The sequence below is a fragment of the Actinophytocola sp. genome (assembly GCF_036378875.1).
GTDB lineage: Bacteria > Actinomycetota > Actinomycetes > Mycobacteriales > Pseudonocardiaceae > Actinophytocola.
The window spans coordinates 61,749-86,924 of record NZ_DASUVO010000022.1; the positions used below are offsets into that span (position 1 = coordinate 61,749).

The 25,176-nt window shown below is 69.6% G+C and carries 18 protein-coding genes; 11 read left to right on the forward strand and 7 right to left on the reverse strand.

Going from position 1 to position 25,176, the window contains the following annotated elements; genetic code table 11:
- Positions 1–106: 106 nt before the first annotated feature.
- The 3 genes from VF106_RS06350 to VF106_RS06360 are packed head-to-tail and all read right to left on the reverse strand — an operon-like array spanning position 107 to position 4,946.
- Entirely contained in the window at positions 107–1,627 is a 1,521-nt protein-coding gene (locus VF106_RS06350) for an alkaline phosphatase D family protein (protein ID WP_330838622.1), read from the reverse strand.
- Positions 1,624–3,216: an FG-GAP repeat protein gene (locus tag VF106_RS06355; protein WP_330838623.1), complete on the reverse strand. Its 1,593-nt coding sequence runs from the start codon at positions 3,214–3,216 to the stop codon at positions 1,624–1,626. Before VF106_RS06355 ends, VF106_RS06350 begins: the two co-directional genes overlap by 4 nt.
- A gap of 5 nt (positions 3,217–3,221) precedes the next feature.
- A complete protein-coding gene (locus VF106_RS06360) occupies positions 3,222–4,946 on the reverse strand; it encodes a glycoside hydrolase domain-containing protein (RefSeq protein ID WP_330838624.1) in 1,725 nt (574 codons plus the stop codon).
- 139 nt (positions 4,947–5,085) lie between these two features.
- Here VF106_RS06360 and VF106_RS06365 point away from each other — a divergent pair, with 139 nt between their 5' ends.
- Together VF106_RS06365 and VF106_RS06370 are read left to right on the forward strand one after the other, a co-directional pair.
- Positions 5,086–6,012: a peptidoglycan-binding protein gene (locus VF106_RS06365; protein WP_330838625.1), complete on the forward strand. Its 927-nt coding sequence runs from the start codon at positions 5,086–5,088 to the stop codon at positions 6,010–6,012.
- A gap of 81 nt (positions 6,013–6,093) precedes the next feature.
- Positions 6,094–7,047 (forward strand): peptidoglycan-binding domain-containing protein, encoded by a 954-nt coding sequence (locus VF106_RS06370; RefSeq protein ID WP_330838626.1) that lies wholly within the window; start codon positions 6,094–6,096, stop codon positions 7,045–7,047.
- 20 nt (positions 7,048–7,067) lie between these two features.
- On the opposite strand, the gene VF106_RS06375 is transcribed toward VF106_RS06370, so the two are convergent.
- Entirely contained in the window at positions 7,068–8,126 is a 1,059-nt protein-coding gene (locus VF106_RS06375; protein ID WP_330838627.1) for an aldo/keto reductase, read from the reverse strand.
- Positions 8,127–8,901: 775 nt separating this feature from the next.
- Here VF106_RS06375 and VF106_RS06380 point away from each other — a divergent pair.
- Positions 8,902–12,015 (forward strand): AfsR/SARP family transcriptional regulator, encoded by a 3,114-nt coding sequence (locus VF106_RS06380; RefSeq protein WP_330838628.1) that lies wholly within the window; start codon positions 8,902–8,904, stop codon positions 12,013–12,015.
- Here VF106_RS06380 and VF106_RS06385 read toward each other — a convergent pair.
- On the reverse strand, positions 12,010–12,186 hold the full coding sequence (locus VF106_RS06385; RefSeq protein WP_330838629.1) for a hypothetical protein: 177 nt from the start codon (positions 12,184–12,186) through the stop codon (positions 12,010–12,012). The genes VF106_RS06380 and VF106_RS06385 overlap by 6 nt on opposite strands.
- Before the next feature lie 174 nt (positions 12,187–12,360).
- On the opposite strand from VF106_RS06385, the gene VF106_RS06390 reads away from it, so the two are divergent.
- Genes VF106_RS06390 through VF106_RS06400 form a run of 3 tightly spaced genes read left to right on the forward strand, consistent with a single transcriptional unit; the run spans position 12,361 to position 16,867 of the window.
- Positions 12,361–13,245 carry a hypothetical protein gene (locus VF106_RS06390; RefSeq protein ID WP_330838630.1) on the forward strand — a complete coding sequence of 295 codons (885 nt, stop codon included), beginning with the start codon at positions 12,361–12,363 and terminating at the stop codon, positions 13,243–13,245.
- A 35-nt stretch (positions 13,246–13,280) separates the two neighbouring features.
- On the forward strand, positions 13,281–14,114 hold the full coding sequence (locus tag VF106_RS06395; RefSeq protein ID WP_330838631.1) for an AfsR/SARP family transcriptional regulator: 834 nt from the start codon (positions 13,281–13,283) through the stop codon (positions 14,112–14,114).
- 20 nt (positions 14,115–14,134) lie between these two features.
- Complete coding sequence (locus VF106_RS06400) at positions 14,135–16,867, forward strand: LuxR C-terminal-related transcriptional regulator (protein ID WP_330838632.1); 2,733 nt, start codon at positions 14,135–14,137, stop codon at positions 16,865–16,867.
- 300 nt (positions 16,868–17,167) lie between these two features.
- Here the strand turns inward: VF106_RS06400 and VF106_RS06405 are convergent, their stop codons facing one another.
- Entirely contained in the window at positions 17,168–18,448 is a 1,281-nt protein-coding gene (locus VF106_RS06405; protein WP_330838633.1) for a nucleotide disphospho-sugar-binding domain-containing protein, read from the reverse strand.
- 199 nt (positions 18,449–18,647) lie between these two features.
- On the opposite strand from VF106_RS06405, the gene VF106_RS06410 reads away from it, so the two are divergent.
- Both VF106_RS06410 and VF106_RS06415 read left to right on the forward strand, forming a co-directional pair.
- Positions 18,648–19,553, forward strand: coding sequence for a proline iminopeptidase-family hydrolase (locus VF106_RS06410; RefSeq protein ID WP_330838634.1), 906 nt, complete (start codon positions 18,648–18,650; stop codon positions 19,551–19,553).
- A 7-nt stretch (positions 19,554–19,560) separates the two neighbouring features.
- A complete protein-coding gene (locus VF106_RS06415; protein WP_330838635.1) occupies positions 19,561–20,505 on the forward strand; it encodes an ACP S-malonyltransferase in 945 nt (314 codons plus the stop codon).
- A gap of 1 nt (position 20,506) precedes the next feature.
- On the opposite strand, the gene VF106_RS06420 is transcribed toward VF106_RS06415, so the two are convergent.
- Positions 20,507–20,743 carry a phosphopantetheine-binding protein gene (locus VF106_RS06420; protein ID WP_330838636.1) on the reverse strand — a complete coding sequence of 79 codons (237 nt, stop codon included), beginning with the start codon at positions 20,741–20,743 and terminating at the stop codon, positions 20,507–20,509.
- An 83-nt stretch (positions 20,744–20,826) separates the two neighbouring features.
- Between VF106_RS06420 and VF106_RS06425 the strand changes: the two genes are divergently transcribed.
- From VF106_RS06425 to VF106_RS06435, 3 genes are all read left to right on the forward strand, one after another.
- Positions 20,827–22,377: an AMP-binding protein gene (locus tag VF106_RS06425; protein ID WP_330838637.1), complete on the forward strand. Its 1,551-nt coding sequence runs from the start codon at positions 20,827–20,829 to the stop codon at positions 22,375–22,377.
- A 91-nt stretch (positions 22,378–22,468) separates the two neighbouring features.
- Positions 22,469–23,953, forward strand: a complete 1,485-nt coding sequence (locus VF106_RS06430; protein WP_330838638.1) for an AMP-binding protein — start codon at positions 22,469–22,471, stop codon at positions 23,951–23,953.
- Positions 23,950–25,170 carry a type III PLP-dependent enzyme domain-containing protein gene (locus VF106_RS06435; RefSeq protein WP_330838639.1) on the forward strand — a complete coding sequence of 407 codons (1,221 nt, stop codon included), beginning with the start codon at positions 23,950–23,952 and terminating at the stop codon, positions 25,168–25,170. The genes VF106_RS06430 and VF106_RS06435 overlap by 4 nt, the downstream gene beginning before the upstream one ends.
- Positions 25,171–25,176 lie beyond the last annotated feature (6 nt).

Genomic DNA, 25,176 nt, shown 5'->3' on the forward strand with positions numbered 1-25,176 from the left:
GCGCCGAGCGGTTGGGTTGGCACGCACCGACTCCTGGCACCCTGCCCCTCGGCTTCGCCTTTGGGGCAGGGCACTCGGAGTCGGTCATGGTTGCTTTTCGTGGTTGTCAGGGGGTTTGGAGGCCTGGGCGGCCTGCTTCTATGGTGAACGACCGCAGTGTGGTCGCTGGTTGGTTCGCTGTGGTGATCTTCTTGACCGCTCGGAAGTCCACGTTCATCTGGGTCGAGCTCATCGTGGTGCGCACGTAACCCCGGTGGTTGGAGTAGAACTTCAGGTGCGGGTTGTAGGCGCTGTCCGGGATACCGGTGGTGTCCGCGCCGTCTCCGCCCGAGGACACCGATGTGGAAACCAGTTCCGTGCCCACCACTGGGGACGCGGGGTTGGTGAAGTCCACCTTCAGGTCGTTGGCCCAGGACCGGTGGACGTCGCCGGTCAGGACGACCGGGTTGCGGACTCCTCGTTGTACCCAGCCTTTCTGGATGCGGTCGCGGGAGGCTGGGTAGCCGTCCCAACCGTCCAGGCCGAAGGCGTCGTTCGCGTCCACCCGTCGGGCGAAGAACACCTGCTGGCCGATCAGGTCCCAGGTGCCGTTGCGCTGTCCCAGGCCGTCGAGCAGCCAGTTCTCCTGGGCGGTGCCGGGCAGGCTCCGGGTTGGGTCACCGGCTTCCGGGCAGTACTGCCAGCCGTCGCCGCAGGCCTGGTCGTGGCGGTACTGGCGGGTGTCGAGCATGTGGAACGTGGCCAGGGTGCCCCATCTGACGCGGCGGTACAGCTGGATGTTGCCGCCGTTCGGTCGGGCGCCGCCCCGCAGCGGCATGTTCTCGTAGTACGCCTGGTAGGCGTCGGCCCGTCGCTGCCGCCACTCTGGGTCGGTGAGCTCGGGGCTGTTGCCGCTGCGGGAGTAGCCCGCGTAGTTGTTCTCCACCTCGTGGTCGTCGGGGACGACCAGCCACGGGGCCGCGGCGTGCGCGGCCTGGAGGTCGGCGTCGGTCTTGTACTGCGCGTACCGCCGCCGGTAGTCCTGCAGGTACCGCAGCTCCGCGCCGGCGTGCTCGCGGATCCGCTTGTTGGCACCGCCTTCGTAGATGTAGTCGCCCAGGTGCAGGACGAGACCCGGCCGGTCCTCTGCCATGCGGCGGTAGACGGTGTAGAAGCCCTCCTCGTACTGCGCGCAGGAGGTGAACGCCATCAGCAGATCGCGGCCGGGCGTGCCGAAGGCGGGTGCCGTGCGGGTGCGCCCGACAGGGGAGATGTGGCCCTGCGCGCGAAAACGGTAGAAGTAGTCGTAGTCCGGTTGCAGCCCACCCACCTCGACGTGCACGGAATGTGCCTCGCCATAAGTGGCGGTCGCCGTGCCGCGCTGGACGATGGCGGTGAAACCCTCGTCGGTGGCCACTTCCCAGTCCACCGGGATGTTCTGGTTGGGCATCCCGCCGTGCCCGTCCGCGTTCAACGGCGCCGGCGCCAGCCTGGTCCACAGCACCACGCCGTCGGGAAGTGGGTCGCCGGAGGCGACGCCCAGGGTGAACGGGAACGTCGCCGCGGCGGCCGCCCGACCGCCCATCGTCAGTGTGCCCACGGCGGCCCCACCGCCGAAGACGAAGATCCTTCGGTTGAACCTGGTCATCTCGGCGTCTCCTGGTTGTCGTTCAGCACAAGGGAGTTGCCCGCGAACGGCGCACCCGGTCCGAAGCCGGACGCGGTGCCGATGTCGGCGCGGGTGATGCGGCGCGCGGAGGTCACCGCAAGAGTCGAGCCGGACAGGCCGGTGCCGAGAACGAACAGGGCCCCGGTCTGCAGCGTGCCGTCCTCCCACGGCGCGGAGACCACGAGTTCGGCACGTCCGTCCCCGGTGATGTCGAGGATCCGCAACCCGTACCCGAAGCCCTCGCCGACCCCCGCGCCCGCGTTGACCGGTGCGGTGTTCTCGCCGACCTCCGTGCCCGGCTGGGAAAGCAGGCCCGCGCCGCCGCCACGCAGCAGGCACAGGAAGCCCGTGCGGTCGTTCTCCTTGATGGCACCCACGGCGAGGTCGTCCACGGCGTCGCCGTCGAGGTCGCCGACGGCGAGCGAACCGCCGAAGTAGTCGCCGGCCTCCGGCGAGCCGGGGATGGCGTCGCCCGCCTGGTCGATCACGTCCACGGTGGTGGTCAGGCCCGACGCGCCGCCGCGCACCGCGACGATGGCGCCGGCCCCGGCGGGTGCGCCCCGCCGCTGGTCGGCCTGCACGACCAGGTCGGCGTTGGCGCCGCCGTGGAAGCGGCCGATCGCCAGCCCTCGCCATTTGCCCGTCGTGGCGGCGTTGCCGACGCTGACGTAGGACGACGCGGCGCCGGAGAGCCCGCCCGCGCCGCCGTGCATCAGGTGCACCGAACCCCAGGCGTCGGCGGTGCCGGTGATGACCTCGCCGGAGGACAGCACGGCGAGGTCGTCGCGACGGTCCCCGGTGACGTCGCCCGCCGCCAGCGCCCAACCCATCCGGTCGTCCGCCTCGGCGGCGCCCGCGAGGTCCGGGTCGTCCTGGTTGAACGCCACGGCCCCGGTTCCGGTGAGGCCGGCGGCGGCGCCGTAGAGGATCCAGACCGCGCCCGCACGGGTCTTGGTCTCGATGGCCTCGCCGGGGGAGCCGATGCCCAGGTCGGCGTAGCCGTCGCCGTTGTAGTCGCCGGTGGCGAGGCTGCTGCCGAACTGGTCGCCCGCCTCCACCACGCCAGGGAGGCCGGCCGAGTCCTGGTTGATGTTGGTCAGGGCGCCGGCGATGGTGCGCAGGTAGGGCGTGGTGCGTTGTCCATAGAGGACGGTCACCGTGCCCGCGTTGGCCAGACCGCCGACGTACTCGGTTGGGTTGCCGACGGCCACGTCGGCGAGGCCGTCACCGTTGAAGTCGCCGGTGGCCAGTGTGGCGCCGAACTTGTCGGTCGCCTTCATGCCCAGGCCGACCCCGGGACTGCTCTGGTTGACCATGGCCGCCGGGGCCCCGCCGGGGATCACCAGCACCGAACCGCCGAGGTCGTTGGGGGACAGGGCGGTGTCACCGAGGTAGGTCAGCCGGGCGCCGGTGGCCATGACGAGGTCGCCGATCCCGTCGCCGTTGACGTCGACCTGCGGGACCGGGACCGGGGCCAGGGCCGGTGCGGCCGCCGCGGACTGCGGTGTCACCGCGAGGGCGACGGTGGTCAGTGCCAGAAACGGCGCGACAGTGCGGAATCTGAACATGGGTGTTATCTCCCTGCCTGGAGCGCGCCCCACGTGGCCGGGCCGACCACGCCGTCCACGCCGAGAGCGCGCGAGGTCTGGTAGCCGCGGACCGCGGTCTCGGTGTTGGGGCCGAAGGCGCCGTCGATGGTCAGTGCCGAGCCGAGGGCCGCGATGAGCGCGCGCTGGAGCCTGCGCACCGCGGTGCCGGAGGAACCCTGCCGCAGGGTTGGTATGTCTCCTGTGGACAGAAGGGCCGTCCAGGTGTGCGCGTCGACGACGCCGTTCGCGGTGAGGCCACGGGACTGCTGGAACGCCGTGGTGGCCGAGGTGGTGTCCGCGTCGAACGTTCCGCTCGGGTTCGTGGTCGCGGGCAGCTGCCCCACGGAGGCCAGCAGGCACTGGGCCGCCTTGACCGCGTTCCCGGTCGCTCCGGCCGCCAGCCTCGGGTATGCGCTGAAGTCCAGGCTCACCGTGTCGCACGGCATCGGAGTGCCGGAGCCGACGTCGAGGTAGTTGCGGTCGATGCCGGACAGGCGCACCCCGCCCCAGGTTTCGGGGACCTCGCCTGCGTACTGGTGGATGCGCTGGTGGTTGGCCCACTGGGTGGCCGGCGCGTACGAGCCGGTGTCGGTGTCCGCCTGGTCGTTCCACCAGGCGAACCAGATGTGGTCGGGCCGGGTGTAGGTGGTGCTGCTGTAGGCGCTCGACAGATCCCTGATGCCGGACGAGGCGCTGGAGTAGACCCCCGACAGCCATCCCCTGGAGCGCAGCTGTTCGGTCCACCCGCTGACGTAGGACAGCACGCTCGCCTTGCAGGAGGCGGTGGAGGAGTAGTTCTCGATGTCGCTGTAGACGGCGCTGCCGCTGCCGAACCCGAGTGCGGTGGCGGCGGTCATGGCGTCGTCCGCGGCGTCACGGCCCTGCTGGCGCGCGGTGGCCGGGTCGGTGGACATCCGCAGCCGGTAGCTGGTGCACGGGGCCTGCCTGCCGACGTCGGTCAGGATGAACCGCCAGCCGTTGGCGGACTGGTTGGTCACCCAGCTCGCGGTCAGGTTGGGTTGGGAACAGGCCCGCAGGTCGCCGCTGGTGTAGATGCCCACCGCCCGGTAGGGCGACGCCAGCCATGCGTTCATGGTCGCCTGTGACGGGGCGGCGCAGGCGTCGAAACCCTTGCCCTCGAAGGTGCCGGGCGCCACGATCGCCGCCTTGGTCGCCATCGGCGCCGCGGCCGGCAGCGTGGCCGGCTTCCCGCCGGACACCAGCCGTGCCCCGTCCAGCACCCGGCGCACCACCGGCTCGGTGTCCCCGTTGTGCGCGGCGGTGACCAGCACCCCGGCGTCCTCCACGGCGACCCGCACGGCCCCGTCGTGCGAGGTGGCGTCGACCGGCGGCAGGGCAGACCCGTGTGGCGCGGTCACCACCCCGTCGGGCACCTTCTCGGGCGCGATGTCTGCCAGCGGCTCGACCACCAGCCCGGCGGTGCGGCCGACGAGCCGCCCCGGGCAGTCGCTCTCCTTGCTCGATCGTCCTAAGTAGACGGTCTCGACGTCGAACCGCACGCAGGCGCGGGGCTGCTCGGCCAGGTCGACCACCCGCCAGTGCGCGGGGACGTCCACCTGGTAGCCGTGGTAGGTGACGGTTCGGGTCGTGGGGGCCGAGGCGGCGGGCGCCGTCGCGGTGAGCAAACCCCCGACCAGGAGCGCGGCGACGGCGATCGCACGTCTCGCGCGTGGTGAGGACTGGGTCATCGGTTCTCCCTTCCGAATCGCGGCAGGTTATTGATGTTTCCGCCGGCCCGGAAAGCCTTTCGGCACAGGTGGAAACGCTTTCCGCGCGCCAGCGGCCTTCTCTACGGTTCCGGCCTCGTCCGGTCCCGGAAGGAGAAACATGGCGCGAACACTGGCGCTGGTAGCAATCGTGCTGGCCAGCCTGGCGATGGTGGTAGTGGGTGCGGGTACCGCGAGTGCGGCGACTCCGCCCGCGTGGCCCGTGGTGGGGACGACCGCCACCGGGCCCGAGGTCAGGACGGTGCAGTACCTGCTGCGCGAGCGTGGGTCCCAGATCGCGGCCGACGGCATCAACGGTCCCCAGACCGTGGCGGCGATCAAGGCGTTCCAGAGCGCCAACGGTCTCAACAACGACGGCATCGCAGGCCCGCTCACCTGGTCGAAGCTCGTGATGGACATCGACAGCGGAGCGAGCGGCAACGCCGTGACCGGCGCCCAGCACCAACTGGTGCGCCACGGCTACGACCTGGTCGCCGACGGCGCGTTCGGCCCGGCCACGGCCGCCGCGGTCACCGACTTCAAGACCAAGAAGGGCCTGTCCGCCACCTCCCTGATCGACGCCACGACCTGGCAGTGGCTCGTCGCCGGCACCCCGACGGTGGACGGCTGGTCCCTGCCGCTGGCGCGCACCGCACTGCCACGCGGCGAGTACGACGACCCGCACCATGACTACCCGGCCATCGATCTCCCGGTGGGGACCGGCACCCGCGCACTGGCGGTGACCACGGCCACGGCGTCACTGGTCAACGACAGCAGCTGCGGCAAGGGCGTCGTGCTGACCGCCAACGGCGTCCGGTTCATCTACTGCCACCTGTCCCAGCAGGTGGTGTCCGCCGGCTCGGCCGTTGAGCCGGGCCAACTCGTCGGCTACACGGGCAACACCGGCAACTCCACCGGCCCGCACCTGCACTTCGGCGTCAAGATCGGCTCGACCAACCACTGCCCGCAGCGGCTGCTGCTGGCTCTCTACGACGGCACCAACCCGCCGACGCCCTCGTCCCTGCCCACGTCGGGCTGCACCAACTAACTCCCGGCAGACCGACGAGGGCCTCATGGCCGGTGGTCGCTCCCCCTCACGACCACCGGCCCCCCGACAACCGGAGATCCCATGCGCAGACTCGTGACGGTTCTGGCCGTCCTCCTCGCCGCCGCGGCCGCCGCGGTGACCCCCGCGCACGCCTACGCGGGTGCCTTCTTCCACACGCAGAACAGCGGTAACCGCGGGGTGGACGTGCTGGCCATCCAGCACCTGCTCATCCACGGCGGCCAGTCGGCACCCACCACGGGCGTGTTCGACGCGGCAACGACCGCCGCCGTGCGGGCGTTCCAGACCGCCAAGGGTCTTGGCGTCGACGGCATCGTCGGCCCCCAGACATGGGCCGCGCTGAGCCCCACCCTCCGCGCGGGTGACACCGGCGACGCGGTACGGGCCCTACAGGTGGAGCTCAACGCCAAACGCAGGTTGTCCCTGACGGCCACCGGCGAGTTCGACGCGGCCACCACCACCGCCGTGCGTAACTTCCAGACCCACGCGGGCATCGACTCCGACGGGGTCGTGGGCCCGATCACCTGGAAGAACCTGGTCTGGCACCACGACTACGCCGACTTCGCGCAGAACCTGTGCGACCAGGACCCCGACGGCAACGGCACCGCCGCCAACTGGGGCACAGCCGCCGCTGTCGCCCAGCTCGAACAGGCGGCCCGCGCGTTCGCCGCCACCGGCGCGGGCCGCGTGCCCGTCGGCGACATCGGCTTCGAGCACGGCGGCAGCATTCCCGGCCGCAGCAGCCATGCCGTGGGACTGGACATCGACATCTGGCCCATCCGCACCGACGACGCCCAGTGCACCGGCGGTCGGATCACGTGGCAGTCGTCCACCTACGACCGCGCCGCCACCCGCGAACTGGTCAGGGCCATCCGCGCCGCCGCCCCCGGCCACGTGAAGCTGATCTTCTTCAACGACCCCACCCTCATCTCCGAGGGCCTCACCACCCGCTACGACAACCATCTGCACGTCCGCTACTGCGAGGCGGTCCACCCCAACAGCCTCTACAGCTGCTGACTGCCCCGGCCCCGCGGGGCCTACTCCTGTTCGACGTGTCGGCCCAGCAGTGTCAGGTCGGCCGGGCTGAGGCGGTCGGACGCCGTCTTCGCCTGGTGCCAGTAGGGGTAGAGCAGTGGCGGGGCGCTCACCTCGTCCAGGCGGGTGCGTTCCGCCTCGGTCAGGGTGAGGTCGGCGGCCTTGAGGTTGTCCGCCAGCTGTTCCTCGGTGCGGGCCCCGATCACGAGCGAGGTCACCGTCGGCTTGGACAGTAGCCAGGACAGCGCGACCTGTGCCGGCGACACGTCACGGGCGGTGGCGATCTCGACCAGGACGTCGACGATGTCGTACAGCTGGTTCTCGTCGCGGACCGGTGGTTCGTTCCAGTCGGTGAGGTGTCGCGAGCCCTCGGGCGCCTGCTGGCCCCGGCGGTACTTGCCGGACAGCAGACCGCCGGCCAGCGGGCTCCACACCAGCACCCCGAGTCCCTGGTCGGCGGCGATCGGGACCAGTTCGTACTCGGCGTCCCGCGCCTGCAGCGAGTAGTAGATCTGCTGGGCGACGAACCGGGTGATGCCGAGTCGGTCGGTCGTCGCGAGCGCCTTCATCAGGTGCCAGCCTGAGTAGTTCGAGCAGCCGACGTATCGGACCTTGCCGGCGCGGACCAGATCGTCCAGTGCGGACAGGGTCTCCTCGAGTGGTGTGACGCCGTCCCACGCGTGCACCTGGAAGAGGTCGATGTGGTCGGTGCCCAGCCTGCGCAGGCTCGCCTCGCACTCGTCGACCAGGTGGTGGCGCGACAGGCCGGCGTCGTTCACGCCATCGCCCATGGGCATGCGCGCCTTCGTGGCGATCAACGCGCGGTGCCAGCGCCCCTTCATCGCCTGACCGATGATCTCCTCGGACAGGCCGAGTGAGTAGACGTTGGCCGTGTCGATCAGGTTGACGCCCGCGTCCAGTGCGCGGTCGATCAGGCGGCTGGCGTCCGCGACGTCGGTCTCGCCCACCTTGGCGAAGACGCCCCGCCCGCCGAAGGTCATCGTGCCGAGGGTCAACGCCGAAACACGCAGGCCTGATTTGCCCAGTTGCCGATACTCCATGCGGACTACTCTAACCGCCCTCCCGTAAACGTGCATGCGCCGTTTGCGTTTCGCGTCGGTTTTGACTGTGTCGTGCGAATTGCGGAAACGATCCGCGAATAGGCGGAGGAACTGTCATCATGGAATCCGCGCCGATCGGCGGGTGGCGATGCCGACGCGTCCGGACCGTGGGTGCGCGCCGGACCGAGTCCGGCAGGCGAGGCCGTGCGGGTCGGGCGACACGCCGGATCCGCCGAGTGTTGGCGGAACAGTCCATCCGCCGGAGCAAAACACACGCCAATTCGGCGGACGGGTAGCAAAAATGTAATGTATTGTTTCGACAACTCGCCGTAACGTGAGTGAGCCGCTCCCGCGAAACGAATCCGGGTACCTATCCGGCTGTGCCGGGAACCTGGTAGATTCAACCGTCGACCGCGCGGCAGGCGGGTGGTCGACCGTGAACCGGCTGCTGGAACGGGAGGTTGGTGCGGCTCGATCGGGAGCCCCGAAAATTCGCGTGGCAGGAGCAAATGGTTTCGCCGTCACATGGTGGTCCCGCTCCGGCCGTGGCTGTCCCAGATTTCCGGCATAGATTATCGACATAGGGCCATCGGCTCGTGTTATACCCACCGTGACGGGATCATGGCACGCTGTGTAGGACGTTGGAACTTCACTACCAAGATCGTTTCGGACCTCGGTGCTTACGTGAAATGGCATACGTACGCATTTTGGGCCGCGGCCTCTGGTCGATAGGCTTCATGTCAACATTCGCGGACGCATATCTCTGGGAGCGGCTATGGGGTTGAGACTCCTTGGCACGCTGGAGGTTGTCGTCGGGCGCCGCCAGCTCAACATCAGTGGGCTGCGGCAACGCGTCGTGCTGGCAATGCTCGCCCTCAACGCGAACCGCGTGACCTCCGTGCACGATCTGGTCGAGGCGTTATGGAACGAATCGCCACCCGGGACCGCGCGGGCCCAGATCCAGACCTGTGTGTCCAGTCTGCGCAAAATGTTCGGTGATATCGGACAGTCCGGCGCGATTCATACGCGCTCACCCGGCTACCTCCTGGAGATCTCCACCAAGGAGCTGGACAGCGCGGTGTTCTCGGAGCTGGTCGCCACCGCGCGGACGCATGCCGACGCGGGTCGGCTCACGGACGCGGCCGCGACGCTCCGGGAGGCACTGAACCTCTGGCGTGGCCCGGCGCTCGCGGACGTGGACAGCAGCCTCGTGCAGCGGGGAGCGGCCCGGTTCGAGGACAGCCGGCTGGCCGCGATCGAAGAACGGGTGCGGCTGGATCTCGCGCTGGGCCGGCACGAGGAGATCATCGGTGAGCTGGCGGAGCTCGTCGAGGAGCACCCGCTGCGCGAACGGCTCGCCGGGTTCCGGATGCTCGCGCTGTACCGGTCCGGTCGGCAGGCCGACGCGCTGGCGATGGGCCGGCGCACCCGTACGAGGCTGGTCGAGGAGCTGGGCATCGAACCCGGCCACGAGCTGCAGAACCTGGAGAAGGCGATCCTCAACCGGGATCCGTCGCTGGACCTGCGGCGGGACGCACCCGAGACGGAGACGCGGACCACGGGTAGGACGACACCGGTCGCCGAGCGCCCAGTGATCCCACGTCAGCTCCCGGCCAGCATCGCCGACTTCACCGGGCGGGACGCCCAGATCGACGTCATCACGCGGATCCTGGCCGCCGACCCCGATCCGTCGACGGCCCAGTACGCGGTGCGCATCGTGGCCATCAACGGGAAAGGCGGGATCGGCAAGTCCAGCCTGGCCATCAGGGTCGCTCACGAGCTCGTCGACACGTTTCCCGACGGGCTGCTGTACGGCGACCTGCACAACCCGGCCGTCGAGGACGCCACGGCCGCGGTGCTCGGGCGGTTCCTGCGCGCACTCGGCGTCAGCGGCCCTGCGATGCCCGACGACCCGCAGGAGCGCGCCGAGCTGTACCGGAGCCTGCTCGCCGACAAGCGGATTCTCGTGGTGCTGGACGACGTCACCAACGAGGAACAGCTGCGGTCGCTGCTGCCCGGCAGCCCCACCTGCGCGGTCATCGCGACGAGCCGGATGCGGTTGAGCGGCCTGTGGGGCGCGCACTGGGTCGACATCGACGTCCTGGACATCGACCAGTCGATGGAGATGCTCGCCAAGATCATCGGGCGGGACCGAGTGCTGGCCGACGAGAGCGCCGCGGTCGAGCTGGCGCACCTGTGCGGTGGGCTGCCGCTGGCCCTGCGGATCGCAGGCGCCCGGCTGGCGTCCCGTCCACACTGGTCCATCGGTGTGCTGGTGCGCCGGCTCGCCGACGAGGCCAAGAGGCTCGACGAGTTCCGGTACCGCGGGCTCGAACTGCGGTTCAACATCGACCTGACCTACCGCAGCCTGACTCCACAGGCCAAGCGGCTGTTCCGGTTGCTCGCACTGGTCCGCGCGCCCGACTTCGCCGAGTGGACGGCGGCCGCGCTGCTCGCCACCGACCTGGACGCCGCCGCGGACGTGCTCGAGAGCCTGGTCGACGCCCGGCTGCTGGACACGGTCGAGTATCCGGACGTGAGTGTCCGGTACCGCCTGCACAACCTGATCCGGATCTACGCGCTGGAACAGCTGCTGCAGAACGAGACCAAGTCCGAACGGGACGAGGCCCTCGGCAGGTTGCTCAGCGCGTGGCTCGCCCTGGCCGAAGCCGCGCACGCCAAGGAGTACGTCGGCGACTATCTCGTGCTGCACGGCAACGCGCCGCGGTGGCAGCCGCCGGGCGGCTGGGGTGACGTGATGCCCGACAAGCCGATGAGCTGGTGGAACGCCGAGCACGGGTCCCTGGTGGCCGCCATCCGGCAGGCAGCCGACGCCGGGATGGACGAGCTGTGCTGGGACCTCGCCCTCACCTCGATCACCCTGTTCGAGGCCGGTGGCTACTTCGACCACTGGCGGGAGACCAGCCAACTCGGACTGGAGGTCACCAGGAGCATCGGCAACCGGACCGGTGAGGCGGCGATGCTGTACTCGCTCGGCACCCTCCACATGTTCCTCAAGCGGCTGACGGACGCCGACCGCCTCTTCACCTCGGCGCTGGCGATGTTCTCGGCGGACGGCGACGAGCACGGCTGCGCGCTCGTGCTCCGCAACGCCGCCATCGTCGACGGGCTGGTCGGGAACAGTGCCGCCATGGTGCGCAAGAACACCGAGTCGCTGGAGCTGATGCGTCGGGTCGGCGACCGCATGGGCGAGGCGCAGGTGCTGACCAACATGGCCACGTTCTGGGTCGACGAGGGCGACGTCGAGGTCGGGCGGGAAATGCTCGCCGAGGCGCTGTCCATCTGCCGAGAGACGAAATGTCTCCGCGGCGAGGTGCGGGTGCTCTACCGGTTCGCCTACTTCCACCTGCACACAGAGAAACTCGACCTCGCGGCGGCACAGTTCGACCGCGTGCTGGTCATAGTGCGGCAGATCGGCGACCGGATCGGCGAAGCCTATGCCCTGCACGGTCTGGGGCTGGTCCACATCCGCACCGGAGAGCTGGCCGCCGCCGAGACCGCGCTGCGGGAAGCGCTGTCCCTGGCCAGAAGCGTCGGCGAACGACTGATCCAGGGACAGATCCTCCACGGGCTCGGCCAGGTCGGCGTGGCCGGCGGCAGCGTCGAGGCCGAGGCGCACATCCTGGACGCCTGCATGGTGTTCGAAGAGCTTGGCGCGACCTTCCTACACGCCAGGGCGTTGATCCTCCTTGCCCAGCTGCATGCGGGACGCGGCGAGGACCGGATGGCGCGCGAGGAGGTCGACCGGGCCAGAAGGTTGCTGATCGGGCTGGACTCGAAACAGGCCAACCGATGGCTGGACCAGCTGGACGACTCCGGGTCCGCGCCACACGCCGGACGGGACGCGGACCGCGACTTCGCGCTATAAGCCGGGAATGGTGGTCGGTGCCGGCCGCCAGTGCCAGTCGCGCGGCGTCGGGGGCGTCTCGTCGTCGGCCAGGGTGATCGTGGACGGCTGACTCGTCGTGGTCCCGCCGGACACCGCGGCGACACCGGCGAGAGCGAGCAGAACCAGCGCGACCATCGCGACCTTTGTCATTTTCTCCACCGTTTCCTGTGTGCTTCGGGGCTGATGGGAGAAGTCGACTACGGCGGTCTCTCACCCGACTGCCGCTGCGCTCTCGTGGCGGCGAGAGAGCGCCGGTAGAGCCGCGACAGAGCCTCGCTGGAGTATCGGAGACGTTCACGACCGTGCGACCGGAAAGGCGTCGTGATGGCCGAGCCGATCCTCCAGCTCAGCGCCGACGAGCTGTCGAGCGCGCTGGAAGGCGTCGATCCCGTCGACCTGCTCGCCGAGGAGTTGGCGGACGGGACCACATCGGCACCAGAGGAGGTCCGGCTGACGCCGTGGCGGGGTCGCGTCGGGGCCACCCGCCGGCCGATGGCCGAACCCCTGCTGCTCGAGGATCTCCGCACCGGCGAACGGTGCGTGCTGCCGGCCTCGGGGTTGCGTGCCTGCCGGGCCGCGGCGCTGACCGGGTTGGCCGCCACGGCGTTCCTCGCGCCGGGGGAGGCGACGGCCGCCGTCCTGAGCTCCAGCTTCGCCACCGAGCCGCATCTGATGGTGATCGCCAGGTACCTGCGCCGCGTCGGCCGGCTCACGATCTACTCGGCCTCGGACCGGTCGGAGAGCGCGATCGAGCCGCGGGTGCTCGACCACCTCGACCTGGCCGGCGTCCGTGTCCACCGCACGACGAGCGTGACCGACGCCGTGCTCGCCGCCGACCTGGTCGTGGCCGCGGCGACCTCGGGGCGACTGCGGATCGACTCGTTGGCCAAGGGCGCCGTCGTGGTGAACGCGACCAACCAGGACCTGCCTGACGATCTGGTCAACGCCGTCGACGGGCTCTACGTCGACGACGCCGCGCTCATCGAGGAGAACCGAAACAGGTACTTCGTCGACGCGCATCTGCGGGGGAGGCGGCGTATCGACGCCGATCTCGGTCAGGTGCTGACGGGGGCACGAGCCGGGCGAACCGAACTCGACCACGTCCTGCTGGTGGAGCTGCTCAGCGCGAACGCGCTGGATCCCACGCTCGCCAGCGTGCTTCACCGCGCCGCGCTGGAGCGCGGCCTTGGCGGTCAGTTGTTCGAATAACCGGGCCGGGGGCGGACCGAGATGGGAAAAGGGAAATGCACGTTGATATCAAGGTTCTCGGCGCGTTCGAGGTGACCGTGGCCGGCGTCTCGATCGTGCCGACCGCGAACAAGCCGAGCCAGGTGCTGGCGATGTTGGCGCTCACGGCCGGCCGTGTGCTGACCACCGACGAGCTGATCGAGGAGGTCTGGAACCAGCATCCTCCGCGCACGGCGGTGACCACGATCCACACGTACATCCGCACGCTGCGCAAGCGGTTACGCGAGGTCCCGGGCGATGGCACGGCGGAGAGCATCCTTCTCACCCGGCGCAACGGGTATCTGCTGGACGTGCCGCGGTCGAGCATCGACGCGGTCGTCTACGACCGGCTGTCCGTGCTGGGCCGCCGGGCCGCGGGCGAAGGCGACTACCCCACGGCGTCCCGCACACTGGACTCGGCGCTGGACCTGTGGCGTGGGCAGGCGCTGGCCGATGTGCCGACCGGGCCGCTCCTGCAGATCGAGGCGGTGCGGTTGGAGGAGAGCCGGCTGTCCGACCTCGGCCTGCGGATCGACGTGGACCTGTGTCTCGGTCGGCACCACCAGTTACTCACCGAACTGGCGACGCTGTGCGCGCGCTATCCCTTACTCGAGAACTTCTGTGCCCAGTTCATGCTCGCGCTGTACCGATCGGACCGGCAGTGGCAGGCACTGCAGGCGTACCGGCATACCAGGGACGCCCTCGTCGAACAGCTCGGGGTCGAACCCACGACTCGATTACGGCAGCTCCACCAGGAGATCCTTGCCGGCAATCCCACTGTGGACGATCCCAACTTCGTTTTCAGCGGCTGGGTGCCCCAGCGCGAGCCGAACAGCGTCGCGATCTCCTGAGAGTGGAGCGGAGAACCCCAGTGAACGAGGTTGATGACTTAGCCGTGTTGGTGGCCCTGCTCGCGGAGTGCGCGGGGGGCGGTGGGCGGTTGGCCCTGATCAGCGGTGGGCTGGCCACCGGGAAGACCGAGCTGCTGCACGCGTTCGGCACGCATGCCGTCGAGTCGGGGGCGCTGGTGCTGACCGCGACCGGAGCACGAACAGAGCGTTCGCTCCGGATGGGTGTGGTGTCGCAGTTGTTCCGCAGCGCGGGGCGCGCGCCGGAGCTGTTCGACGACGCGCCGCAGGACGCCGACCCGGGCGCGTCGCCGCTCGCCGACGCCCGCGTGGTGCGGGACGTGTGCGGTGCGCTGCTCCGCCTGGCCGAGAACCGGCCGCTCGTGATCGAGGTCGACGACCTCCAGTTCGTCGACACCGTCTCCCTTCAGGTTCTGCTGTACCTGCGCCGACACATGGGTGCCGAGCGCCTGATGCTCGTGCTCACCGAATGGGAGCGGCCAGGACTCGCGCGGCCGTTGCTGCGTGCCGAGCTCACCCGTGCGCCGCACGCTCGGATCACGGTCGGCCCGTGGTCCGAACGCGGGGTCGCGGAGTTCCTGGCGCGGCGGTTCGGCACCAGGGCGGCGAACGGGTTCGCCGTGGGCGGTTACGCGTTGACCGGCGGAAACCCGTTGCTGGTCAACGCACTCGTCGAAGACCAGCGCGGTCGCGGCGGCGAGTCCGATGTGGACTGGATGGCGCCCGTGGTCGGCGGCGCCTTCCGGCAGGCGGTGCTGGACTGCCTGTACCGGTGGGATCCGGAGTTCCTCACCGTGGCGACGAGTCTCGCGATCCTGGGGGACTGTGGCACGGCGGAGGTCCTTGCCGAGCTGAGCGGCATGAGCCCACCCGGGGTCAGCCGGGTCGTCGACGTGCTCGAGGCGGCCGGTCTGGTCAGCGCTGGTCGACTACGGCACGCGGAGATCACCGCGACCATCCTCGGCAACCTGCAGTCCGAGCAGGCGGTCCGGCTGCACGTGCGTGCCGCGGCGATCCTCTACAAGCGCGGGGCGGACGCGCGCGACATCGCCAAGCACATCGTGGCCGCCGGGACCGTCCCGGGACCGTGGGCGGCGAGGATGCTCCAGCACGCCGCCAACCAGCTGGCGGTCGAGGATCCCGCGCTGGCGGTGACCTGCCTGGAACTGGCCATGCACGGGTGTGAGGGCGAGCACGAACAGATCACGCTGCGGTCGACCATCGTGCGGATCGCATGGCGGGCCAACCCGTCGATGGCGGCGCCACACCTCACACCGTTACACGACAAGCTGTACGCCGGCGAGCTGTCCTGGCCCGACGCGGTGCCGGTGATCAGGTACCGGCTGTGGCAGGGTGATCTCGTGTCGGCCGCGAGCCAGCTGCAGGCCGTGTACGACTCGCAGGGGCCCGCGGATGCCCGCACCACGGCCGAGTTACGGCTCGCCTGGGAGTGGGTGTTCGGCTCGTTGCGGGATCGCACCGCGGAACAGGTGCGGACCGTGCTCATGGCGACCGGACCGGTCGGTGCGCCGATGAGCCCGTGGTGGCGCACGGCCACCCTCAACAAACGGGTGACGCGTGGCGCCGGCGCCGAGGTGGCCAGCAGTGCCGAGCACATCCTGCAGGGCTGCCTCGGCGACGTCCTCCCCGAGGTCGGCGCGACCGCGCTGCTCGCACTGGACGACATCAACCGGCGCGACCGGGCCAGACACTGGTGCGACCGGCTGACCGACGAGGCGACCCGCCGACGGACCACCACGTGGCGGGCCGTTCTCGGGTGTGTGCGTGCGGAGCTCTCGTGGCGGCGTGGGGACCTGCTCGCGGCACACACGCAGGCCAGCACCGCGCTCGGGCTGCTGCCCGCGCAGTGCTGGGGTGTGCTCATCGGCCTGCCGCTGTCGACGTTGATACTGTCGAGCACCGCGATGGGCAAGGCGGGACTGGCGGCCGAGTGGCTGGACCGGGCGGTGCCCGAGGCCATGTTCGGCACCGCGTTCGGGGCGCGTTACCTGCACGCGCGCGGCAACCACCACCTGGCGGCCGGCCGAACCCTGGCCGCCGTCGACGACCTCGAGCGGTGTGGCGCATGGGTGCGCGGCCGGAACTTCGACGTTCCGCCGATGATGCCGTGGGGGAGCGACCTGGCCCAGGCGTATCTCAAACTGGGGATGCGAAAGCAGGCGAAGGAACTGGCACAGGAACAGCTCGACCGGCTCGGTTCCAGTGGCAGCTCACGGCTCCGTGCCGCGTCGCTGCGCCTGCTGGCAAGCTGCGCCGACCTGACCGAACGAACCGCGCTGCTACGCGAGGCGATCCGACTCCTGGAACGGTCCGGTGACCGGCTGGAGATGGTGCGCGCACTGGCCGATCTGAGCCAGGTCCACTGTGAACTGGGCGAGCTGGGCCACGCACGGCTGGTGATGCGCAACGCCGAACAGCTGGCACACGCCTGTCACGCCCGGATCCTGCCGGCCCAACAAGGCCGCGCCCCCGCGGCGGACCGTTCGGTTCGCGAACCGGAACCGCACACCGCCGGCGCGACCCTGCTCAGCAAGGCGGAGCGGAAGGTCGCCGAGCTGGCCGCACACGGGCACAGCAACCGAGAGATCGGCAGGAAGCTCTACATCACCGTCAGCACGGTCGAACAGCACCTGACCCGCGTGTACCGAAAGCTCAACGTGAGCGGCCGAACGGACCTGTCCGCCGAACTACTCCCATCGAGAGCGGTCCACTAGTTTCAGTGCACACGCGGGGATGCGGCGCGTTCGGAACGGCGGCGATGTCCCGAAAGGCGCGTGCGGGGCATCGCCGATGTCTCGAAAGACGCGCTGATGGCGTTCAACGACCCGACAGCGTCTTTCGGGACATCGCCGGTGGCACAAACACGCCGCTCGGTCCTGCTAGGGCTGTCACCGCAAAGGTTCGCCGGGGTCCCGCTGTTCACAGAGGTCGGCCTCCGCCGTCCGGACCGAGCCCGGGCCGAGCCGGCGAACGTAATCGGTCACAGCGCTAGCCGGCGCGGGGTGGGGTGTGTCCTACCCCGCGCTCGCCGCGGCGGTTCCGGCCGGGACGTGATCTCCGGACATCCGTTCCAGCAGGGGAACGATGTCGTGCAGTGTCTGGGTGGCCAGCATCTCCTGCTGCACCTCGATCGCACACTTCCGGAACGACGGCTCCTGCAGCAGGCGTGCCGCCTGGCGGCGCACCGTTTCCGGTGTCAGGTCCGCCAGGTCGAGCAGGAGGCCGTAGCCGCGCTTCTCCTGTGCCAGCGCCGAAGCCCGCTCGCTCCACGTCGTGCCAGGGACGATCAGCTGTGGAACGCCGTTGACCACCGCGTTCCCCACGGTCGCCCCGCCGCCCTGGTGCACGATCGCCGAGCAGCTCGCCAGTACCTCGTTCATCGGCACGAAGCCGGCCGCGCGCACGTTGTCCGGCACCCGGACACCGGCCAGCTGGTCGGCGTCGAGCGTGGCGATCACCTCGACGTCGAGGCCGCCCAACCCGTCGAGCAGATGCTCGACCGACGCCTCCTCCCGCCCGTGCACCTGGCGGTTCGACACCCCGAGCGTCAGCAGCACCCGTGGGCGGGCCGGCTTTTCCAGTACCCACCGCGGAATCGGCAGTGGACGGTTGACCGGCTCGAAGCGGACCGGGATGTAGTTCACGTCGAGGTCGTACCGGATGCAGGACGGTGACGGGTCGATGGTGGCCATGCCGAACCGCTGTGCCTCGTCGAACTCGAGTCCGTGCCGTGACAGCCAGCCGGACATCCACTCCACCAACGGATCCGAGCCCGGGACGCGGGAAAGCAGGTCCTGGTACTGGAAATGGATCCGGGCCGTCTGGTCGGCCGCGTACAGCATGCGCACGTGCGCGGCGCCCACCGCGTGCGCGACCAGCGGGCCCGCGTACATGAGCGGGTCCCACACCACCAGGTCCGGCTGCCACTGCCTGGCGAACCGCAGCAGGTCGTCGAGCAGCGAGTCGGGTGACGCCCACCGGAACATCTCCACCCATGTCTCGTACACCGTGCGCACGTGCTCGTCGGTGTAGCGTTCCGGCCGGGTCTCGGACAGTTTGTGCTCCCCGTCCATCGGGTTGTACCCGTCTCCGCCCATGCGCCGGTGCCGCGCGATGTCCAGTTCGTCGCCGAACCACATCACGTCGATCCCGGTCTCCTGGAACGGCCGCACCTCGGCCGGATTGCACGGGCCGACGTATCGAACCTCGTGTCCCGCCGCCCGCAGCGCCCAGCTGACCGGGGCCATGCTGTAGATGTGCGTCCTGGTCGGAAAGACGATCAACATGACGCGCATCGGCGTGCTCCTCTACCTCGTCGCCCGGGCGAATACACGGTAGCCGCGAAGCCCGGTGACGGTGATCGGCACGAGCGAAGACAGGGGTGCACCCCTATTTCGCGAGCCGGTCGAATACCACCCGAGTTTCCGGCACCCCTTAAGGGCTGGCGCGCGCCGCCCGGACGGGCAAGCGTGGAAAGGAACGGAGGTGGCAAGCATGACCGTCGCACCCAGCGCCAAGGGATGGGTGGAGTTCGGGCAGTTCCGGACGTGGTACCGGGTGACCGGCCCCCTGGACACCGAGCGCCCGGCTCTCGTCGCCGTGCACGGCGGCCCCGGGAGCACCCACGACTACCTGCTGAACCTGAGCGTGCTGGCCGACGCCGGTTGGCCGGTCGTGCACTACGACCAGCTCGGCAACGGCGGTTCCACCCACCTGCCCGACCGCGGCGCCGACTTCTGGACCCCTGAGCTGTTCCTGGCCGAGCTGAACAACCTGCTGGCACGCCTGGACATCGCGAAGAACTACGTCCTGTTCGGCCAGTCGTGGGGCGGCATGCTGGTGGCACGGCACGCGGCGAACCAGCCGGAAGGCCTGCGGGGGCTGGTGATCGCCAACTCGCCTGCCTCCTACCCGCTGTGGCGGCAGGAGATGGAGGTGCTGCGCGCGCGGCTCCCGTCCGGTGTGGACGCGACGCTGCGCCGGCACGAGGCCGCCGGCACGACCGACAGCCGGGAGTACTACGAGGCCATGCGGGTCTTCTACGACCGGCACGTCTGCCGGATCGTCCCGTGGCCCAAGGACTATCTCGCCTCGTTCATGGAGACGTCCAACGACCCGACCGTGTACTCGGTGATGAACGGCCCGAGCGAGTTCCACGTCGTCGGCAGTCTCAAGGACTGGTCCGTCGTGGACTGTCTGCCCGACATCGACGTGCCCACCCTGGTCATCTCCGGACGGCACGACGAGGCGACCCCGGCGGCCGTGCGGCCGTTCCACGACCACATACCCGATGTGCGGTGGGAGATCTTCGAGGACTCCAGCCACGTGCCGAACCTGGAGGAGCCGGAACGCTTCCACGCCGTCCTGGTGGAGTTTCTCAAGAGTCTCGACGGAAGGTGAATCTCGGATGGAGAGTCGATCCGGCACGGCACTGGTGTTCCCGGGCATGGCCCCCGCGCGGTTCGCCGACGTCGGTCGTTTCATGCTGATCAACCCGTTCGCCCGCGAGCTCGTCGCGGCCGCCGACGAGCGGCTCGGCTACTCGCTGGTGGACCGCTTCCGCGACAACGACGGCGACTACACCGAGTACGCACAGGTCGCGTTCATGGTGAACTGCCTCGCCCTGGCCTGGTGGGCCGAGCACGAGCTCGGCGTGTCGCCACAGTTCTGCACCGGTCCCAGTTTCGGGGAGAAACCGGCGGCCGTCCACATCGGAGCGCTCTCGTTCTCCGACGGCGTGTGGATGACCGCGGCGCTGGCACGTTGCATGGATGAGTTCTTCGCCACCGAGTACCAGGACGTGGTGACGCACTCGTTCGTGCGAACGCCGGAGGAGGCGGTCAGCGAGGTGCTGGCCGAGTTGAACGCCCTCGGCGAGTGGTGCGACATCTCGTGCTACGTCGACCACAACTTCTACATGGTGTCGCTGCGGGAGCGGAACCTGGAGTGGCTACAGCGGAAGGTGCGTGCCATTGGTGGGCTCTCGTTGTACACGATGCGTCCGCCCATGCACTCGAGCGCGTTCGGGGCGTTGCGGCGCAAGGCCGAGGACGAGGTGCTCGGTGATCTGCCGTTCGCGGACCCGGTGCTGCCTGTGATCGCCGATCAGGACGGGACGGTCGTGCGTACCGGGGCGGGGGTGCGGGCGATGCTGCTGGACAGCTTCACCCGGCCGCTGCGCTGGCCCGCGGTCGTGGACAGGTTGAAACAACTGGGTGTCGGCACGGTGTGTGTGTCCGGACCGGACAGTCTGTTCGGCCGGGTGCCGTGCACGACGAGCAACTTCGAGGTGGTGGCCGCGACGCCGAGGCTCGCGATGTCGCCTCGCCGGCGCGGCACCGTACCGGTCTGACTCAGCGCGTCGGGTCCAGTGTCTTCCACAGGATCTCCGCGGTGGCAAAGGTTTCCAACGTCAGTGCGTCGTCTTCGAAACGGAGCTGGTACGCGTTCTCCAACGCGGACAGCAGCTCCACGGTGGCCATGGAGTCGAGCCCGAACTCGCGTAGTGACAGGGTCGGCTCCAGTGGCTCGTCGGCCGGCAGGTAGGGCAGGTACTGGCGCAGAAGTTCCTCGAACTTGTTGTCCCACATAGGAAAGAGTGTAAGCGGCCGGATCGGCGTACACAGACCCCTAGGTTTTCCGAAACTGGCCCCTAATTCGGCGGAGGACGCGAATGGACGCAACCGGTGGGCACGCGCTGTACTCGAGGTTCCTGCGAGGGCTCGAGCTGTCCCCCCATGGCGCGGCGGTGCGGGTGGGCCCGGACTCGGTGACCTATACGCAGGCACACGAGCTGGCGCTGCGCTGGGGCGGGGCGCTCGCCCGTGCGGAGCACAGGGTGGTCGGGGTGCTGGCCGGCAAGGGACGGACCGCGTACGCCGGGATCCTGGCGGCTCTCTACGCCGGCGCGACGGTCGTACCGCTCCGTCCGGACTTCCCGGTGGCCCGCCTCCGACAGATGCTCGGGGCGTCCCGGGCCACGGCGTTGATCTGCGACGGCGCCGGACTCGGAGTCCTACCTGGACTGCTGGCCGACCGGTGCGATGTCGCCGTGCTGGCACCGGAAGCCGACCTCGCCGTCGCGGAATTCCCGGTGCTCGCCGCGGACGGCCGGCACGCACTGGACCACCCTCGCCCGGTTACCCGGGACGACCCGGCCTATGTGCTGTTCACCTCCGGGTCGACCGGCCGGCCCAAGGGGGTCGTGATCACCCACGGCAGCACGGAACACTACTTCCGGCTGCTGGACGCGCGGTACGACTTCACGCCGGCCGACGTGTTCTCCCAGACCTTCGACCTGAACTTCGACTGCTCGCTGTTCGACCTGTTCTGTGCCTGGGGTTCGGGTGGCACCGCCGTGGTGGTGCCACCGCAGGCCTACCGCGCGCTACCCGAGTACGTCGCGGATGCCGGGCTCACCGTCTGGTTCTCCACGCCGAGCGTCATCGACCTGGTCCGCCGGATGGGCGGCCTCGACGCCGCGGCGCTGCCCGGACTACGGTGGAGTTTCTTCGCCGGCGAGGCGTTGAAGTGCCGGGACGCCGCGGACTGGCGACGTGCCGCGCCCAACGCGGTGCTGGAAAACCTGTACGGTCCGACAGAGCTGACCATCACGGTCGCCGCCTACCGTTGGTGCGACGACATGTCACCGTCCGCTTCGGTGAACGGCGTGGTGCCCATCGGCGCCCTGCATGACGGGCACGACCACGTACTGCTGGACGAGCGCGGCGAACCCACCGCCGGCGAGGGCGAGCTGTGCGTGGCCGGGCCCCAGCTCACCCCGGGCTACCTGGACCCGGAGGACGAACGGGGACGGTTCGTGGACCGGGATTCCCTGCGCTGGTACCGAACCGGCGACCGGGTACGCGTGATCGGTGAGGGTGAGCTGGCCTACCTCGGCCGACTCGACTCGCAGGTTCAGGTGCAGGGCTGGCGGATCGAGCTGGCCGAGATCGAGAACGCGCTGCGGGCAAGCGGCGTCCACGACGCCGTCACCGTGGGTGTACCCGGTACGGGCGGCATTCAGCTGTTCAGCTTCTACACCGGCGCCCCGCTGGCCACTGTGGACATTGTCCGAAAGCTGCGGGACCTGCTCCCCGAAGGTGTGATTCCCAAGCACTACCGGAACCTGGACGAGTTCCCACTGAACGGCAACCGAAAAGTGGATCGGTCGAGGCTGACGGCCTTGGCGGGTGAGCTGCTCACCGGAGCGGTCGTGCGCTAGGGGACGTTAGGGGTTGGTTGAGGCCCCGCGTCGCGTGAAGCTTCTGGCAGTCACGGGAATTGGCGGCGAAATGTGCGCATTGGACGTGGAAATGCTCGTTCATGATCTGCTTGACGATGCGGTGGCGGACAAGCCGGACGGTGCGGCCGTGCGGGACGCGTCCGGGGTGTGGAGTTATGCCGAGGTCGCTGGTTGGAGCCGTGCGGTGGACGCATGGCTGCGTGCGCGTGGCCTCGGCCCGGGCGAGCGGGTGGTCGTGCGGCTGCCGACCACCCGTGAGCTGGTCGCGACGTTCTTCGGTGTTTCCCGCCGGGGTGCGGTGTTCGTGCCGCTCAACCCCGGCATGAAGACGTTCCAGTTGAGGTCCGTCGTGGACAACGCGGAACCCGCGCTGGTCATCGTCGCCGACGACGACGTCGAGGACGTCCGGCAGGCCACCGGTGTGCCCGTGCACGGTTTCACCGCGTTCTGGCGTGAGGTGACCGCGTTGCGGGATCGGGGTGTGCGTCTCGCGCCCGCCGACGTCAGCCCGAACGACATCGCCGTGCTCATCTACACCTCCGGTAGCACGGCCGCGCCGAAGGGCGTGATCGGGCCGCACGCGCAGGTGACCTTCGCGTCGCGGGCCATTCAGGCCGTGCTCGGATACCGGGACGACGACGTGGTGTTCTGTCGCTTCCCGATGTCGTGGGACTACGGCCTGTACAAGGTGTTGCTGTCCTGCCTTGGGCGTGCCGAGCTCGTTCTCGCCGGTGGGGAAGCGGATCTGGTACTGCTCACGCGGATGCGTGAGGTCGGGGCGACCGTGGTGCCCATCGTGCCTTCGCTCGCCTCGATGCTCATCACGTTGTTGGCGCGGGACAGCGGTCCTCGGCCGCCGGTGCGGATGTTCACCAACACCGGTGCCGCACTGCCCAAAGCCACCATCGAAGCGCTCCGTGCCGCTTTCCCCGGAGTGCGGGTGGTTCGACAGTTTGGTCAGACCGAGTGCAAGCGGATCGCGATCATGCCACCGGAGCAGGACGGGGAGCGGCCCGACTCGGTTGGTCGGCCGATGCCCGGCACCACCGTGCAGATCGTGGACGCGGGCGGGAACGAGGTGCCGGCCGGTGAGATCGGCGAGATCGTCGTGAGTGGACCACATGTGATGCCCGGTTACTGGCGCGCGCCGGAGCTGACCACCCGCACGTTCCGCACCGACGCGCTCACCGGCGTGCCTCGGCTCCACACCGGTGACTACGGCCGGCTGGACGCGGACGGCTACCTGTACTTCGAGGGCCGCCGGGACGACATGTTCAAGCGCAAGGGCATCCGGATGAGCACGCTGGAGATCGAGGCGGCGGCGATGGACATTCCCGGTGTTCGCGCCGCGGGGGCGATTCCCCCGACCGCCGACCGCGACCTGGCGCTCTGCGTGGAGACCGATCTGTCCCCGCACACCGTGCTGCGTGAGCTGGCGCGACGGCTGGAGCCGGCGAAGGTGCCGGCGGTCTGTCACGTCGTCGAGAACTTTCCGCTCACCGCGCACGGCAAGAACGCGGCACGGGAACTGGCCTCCCTCGTGGAGGGGCGATGAACACCACCGAGCTTGCCGCCAGGTACGGAACCCCGCTCTACGTCTACGATCTCGACCAGGTCGTCGAGGCTCGGGAGAGCCTGTTCGCCGCCCTGCCCGCGGACTTCGACCTGTTCTACGCGCTCAAGGCCAACCCGCATCCCGAGGTCGCCCGCGCCCTGCGCACCGGCGATGGCCGGGTCTGCCGGGCCGAGATCAGCTCGGTGGGGGAGCTTTCCGCCGCGCTGACCGCGGGATACGCGGCCGAGGAGTGCCTCTACACCGGACCCGGCAAGACCGATCGGGAGCTGGCCGAGGCGATCGGGCGCGGTGTGCGGATGTTCTCCGTCGAGTCGCTCACCGACGCCGAACACGTCGGTGCCGCCGCCGACCGGCACGGCGTCGTCGCCCGTTGCCTGCTGCGGGTCAACAGTGTGTCGGCGAGCGCGGCCACGAGCATCCGGATGATGGGCAAGCCGTCGCAGTTCGGTATCGACAGCGAGACCCTGCCCGAGCTGATGCCGGCGCTCACGTCCATCCGAGGCATCCGCGTGGTCGGCGCGCACTTCTTCACCATGAGCAACGCGGCCGACGAGGCGAGCCTGACGGCCGAGTTCGAGTTCGTCCTGGAGCTGACCGCACGGCTCACCGAGGAAGTTGGCCTGCCGCTGGAGTTCCTGGACATCGGCGGCGGCTTCTCCTCGCCGTACGCGGTTCCGGGCCGGCGAGCCCAGTACGACAAGCTGCGCACGGAGCTGGAGGCGCTGCTCGACCTGTACCTGCCCAGGTGGCGGGCCGGCGAGCCGAGGCTGGCCTGCGAGTCGGGCCGCTACCTGGTGGGAGGCAGTGGCTCCCTGCTGTGCGGCGTGGTGAACATCAAGGAGAGCCGCGGCAAGAAGTTCGTCGTCCTGGACGCGGGCATCAACGCCGTGGGTGGCCTGTCCGGTCTGGGTCGCCTGCTGCCGGTGTCCGCGCGGTTCGAGGGACGGGAGCCGGTGGAGCACGCCAGCCTTGTCGGTCCACTGTGCACACCCGGGGACACGCTGGGTAGGGACACCGCCGTGCCGGCGCTGGCGGTCGGTGACGTGGTCACCGTGCCCAACGTCGGCGCATACGGGATCTCCGCCAGCCTGCTCGGTTTTCTGAGCCGTCCAACCCCGACCGAGGTGGTCGTGCGAGGCGGCGAGGTGGTGTCGGTGTCCCAGGTGGAGTGTCGGCGGGTGGAGGTGGCGCGTTGACGAGCC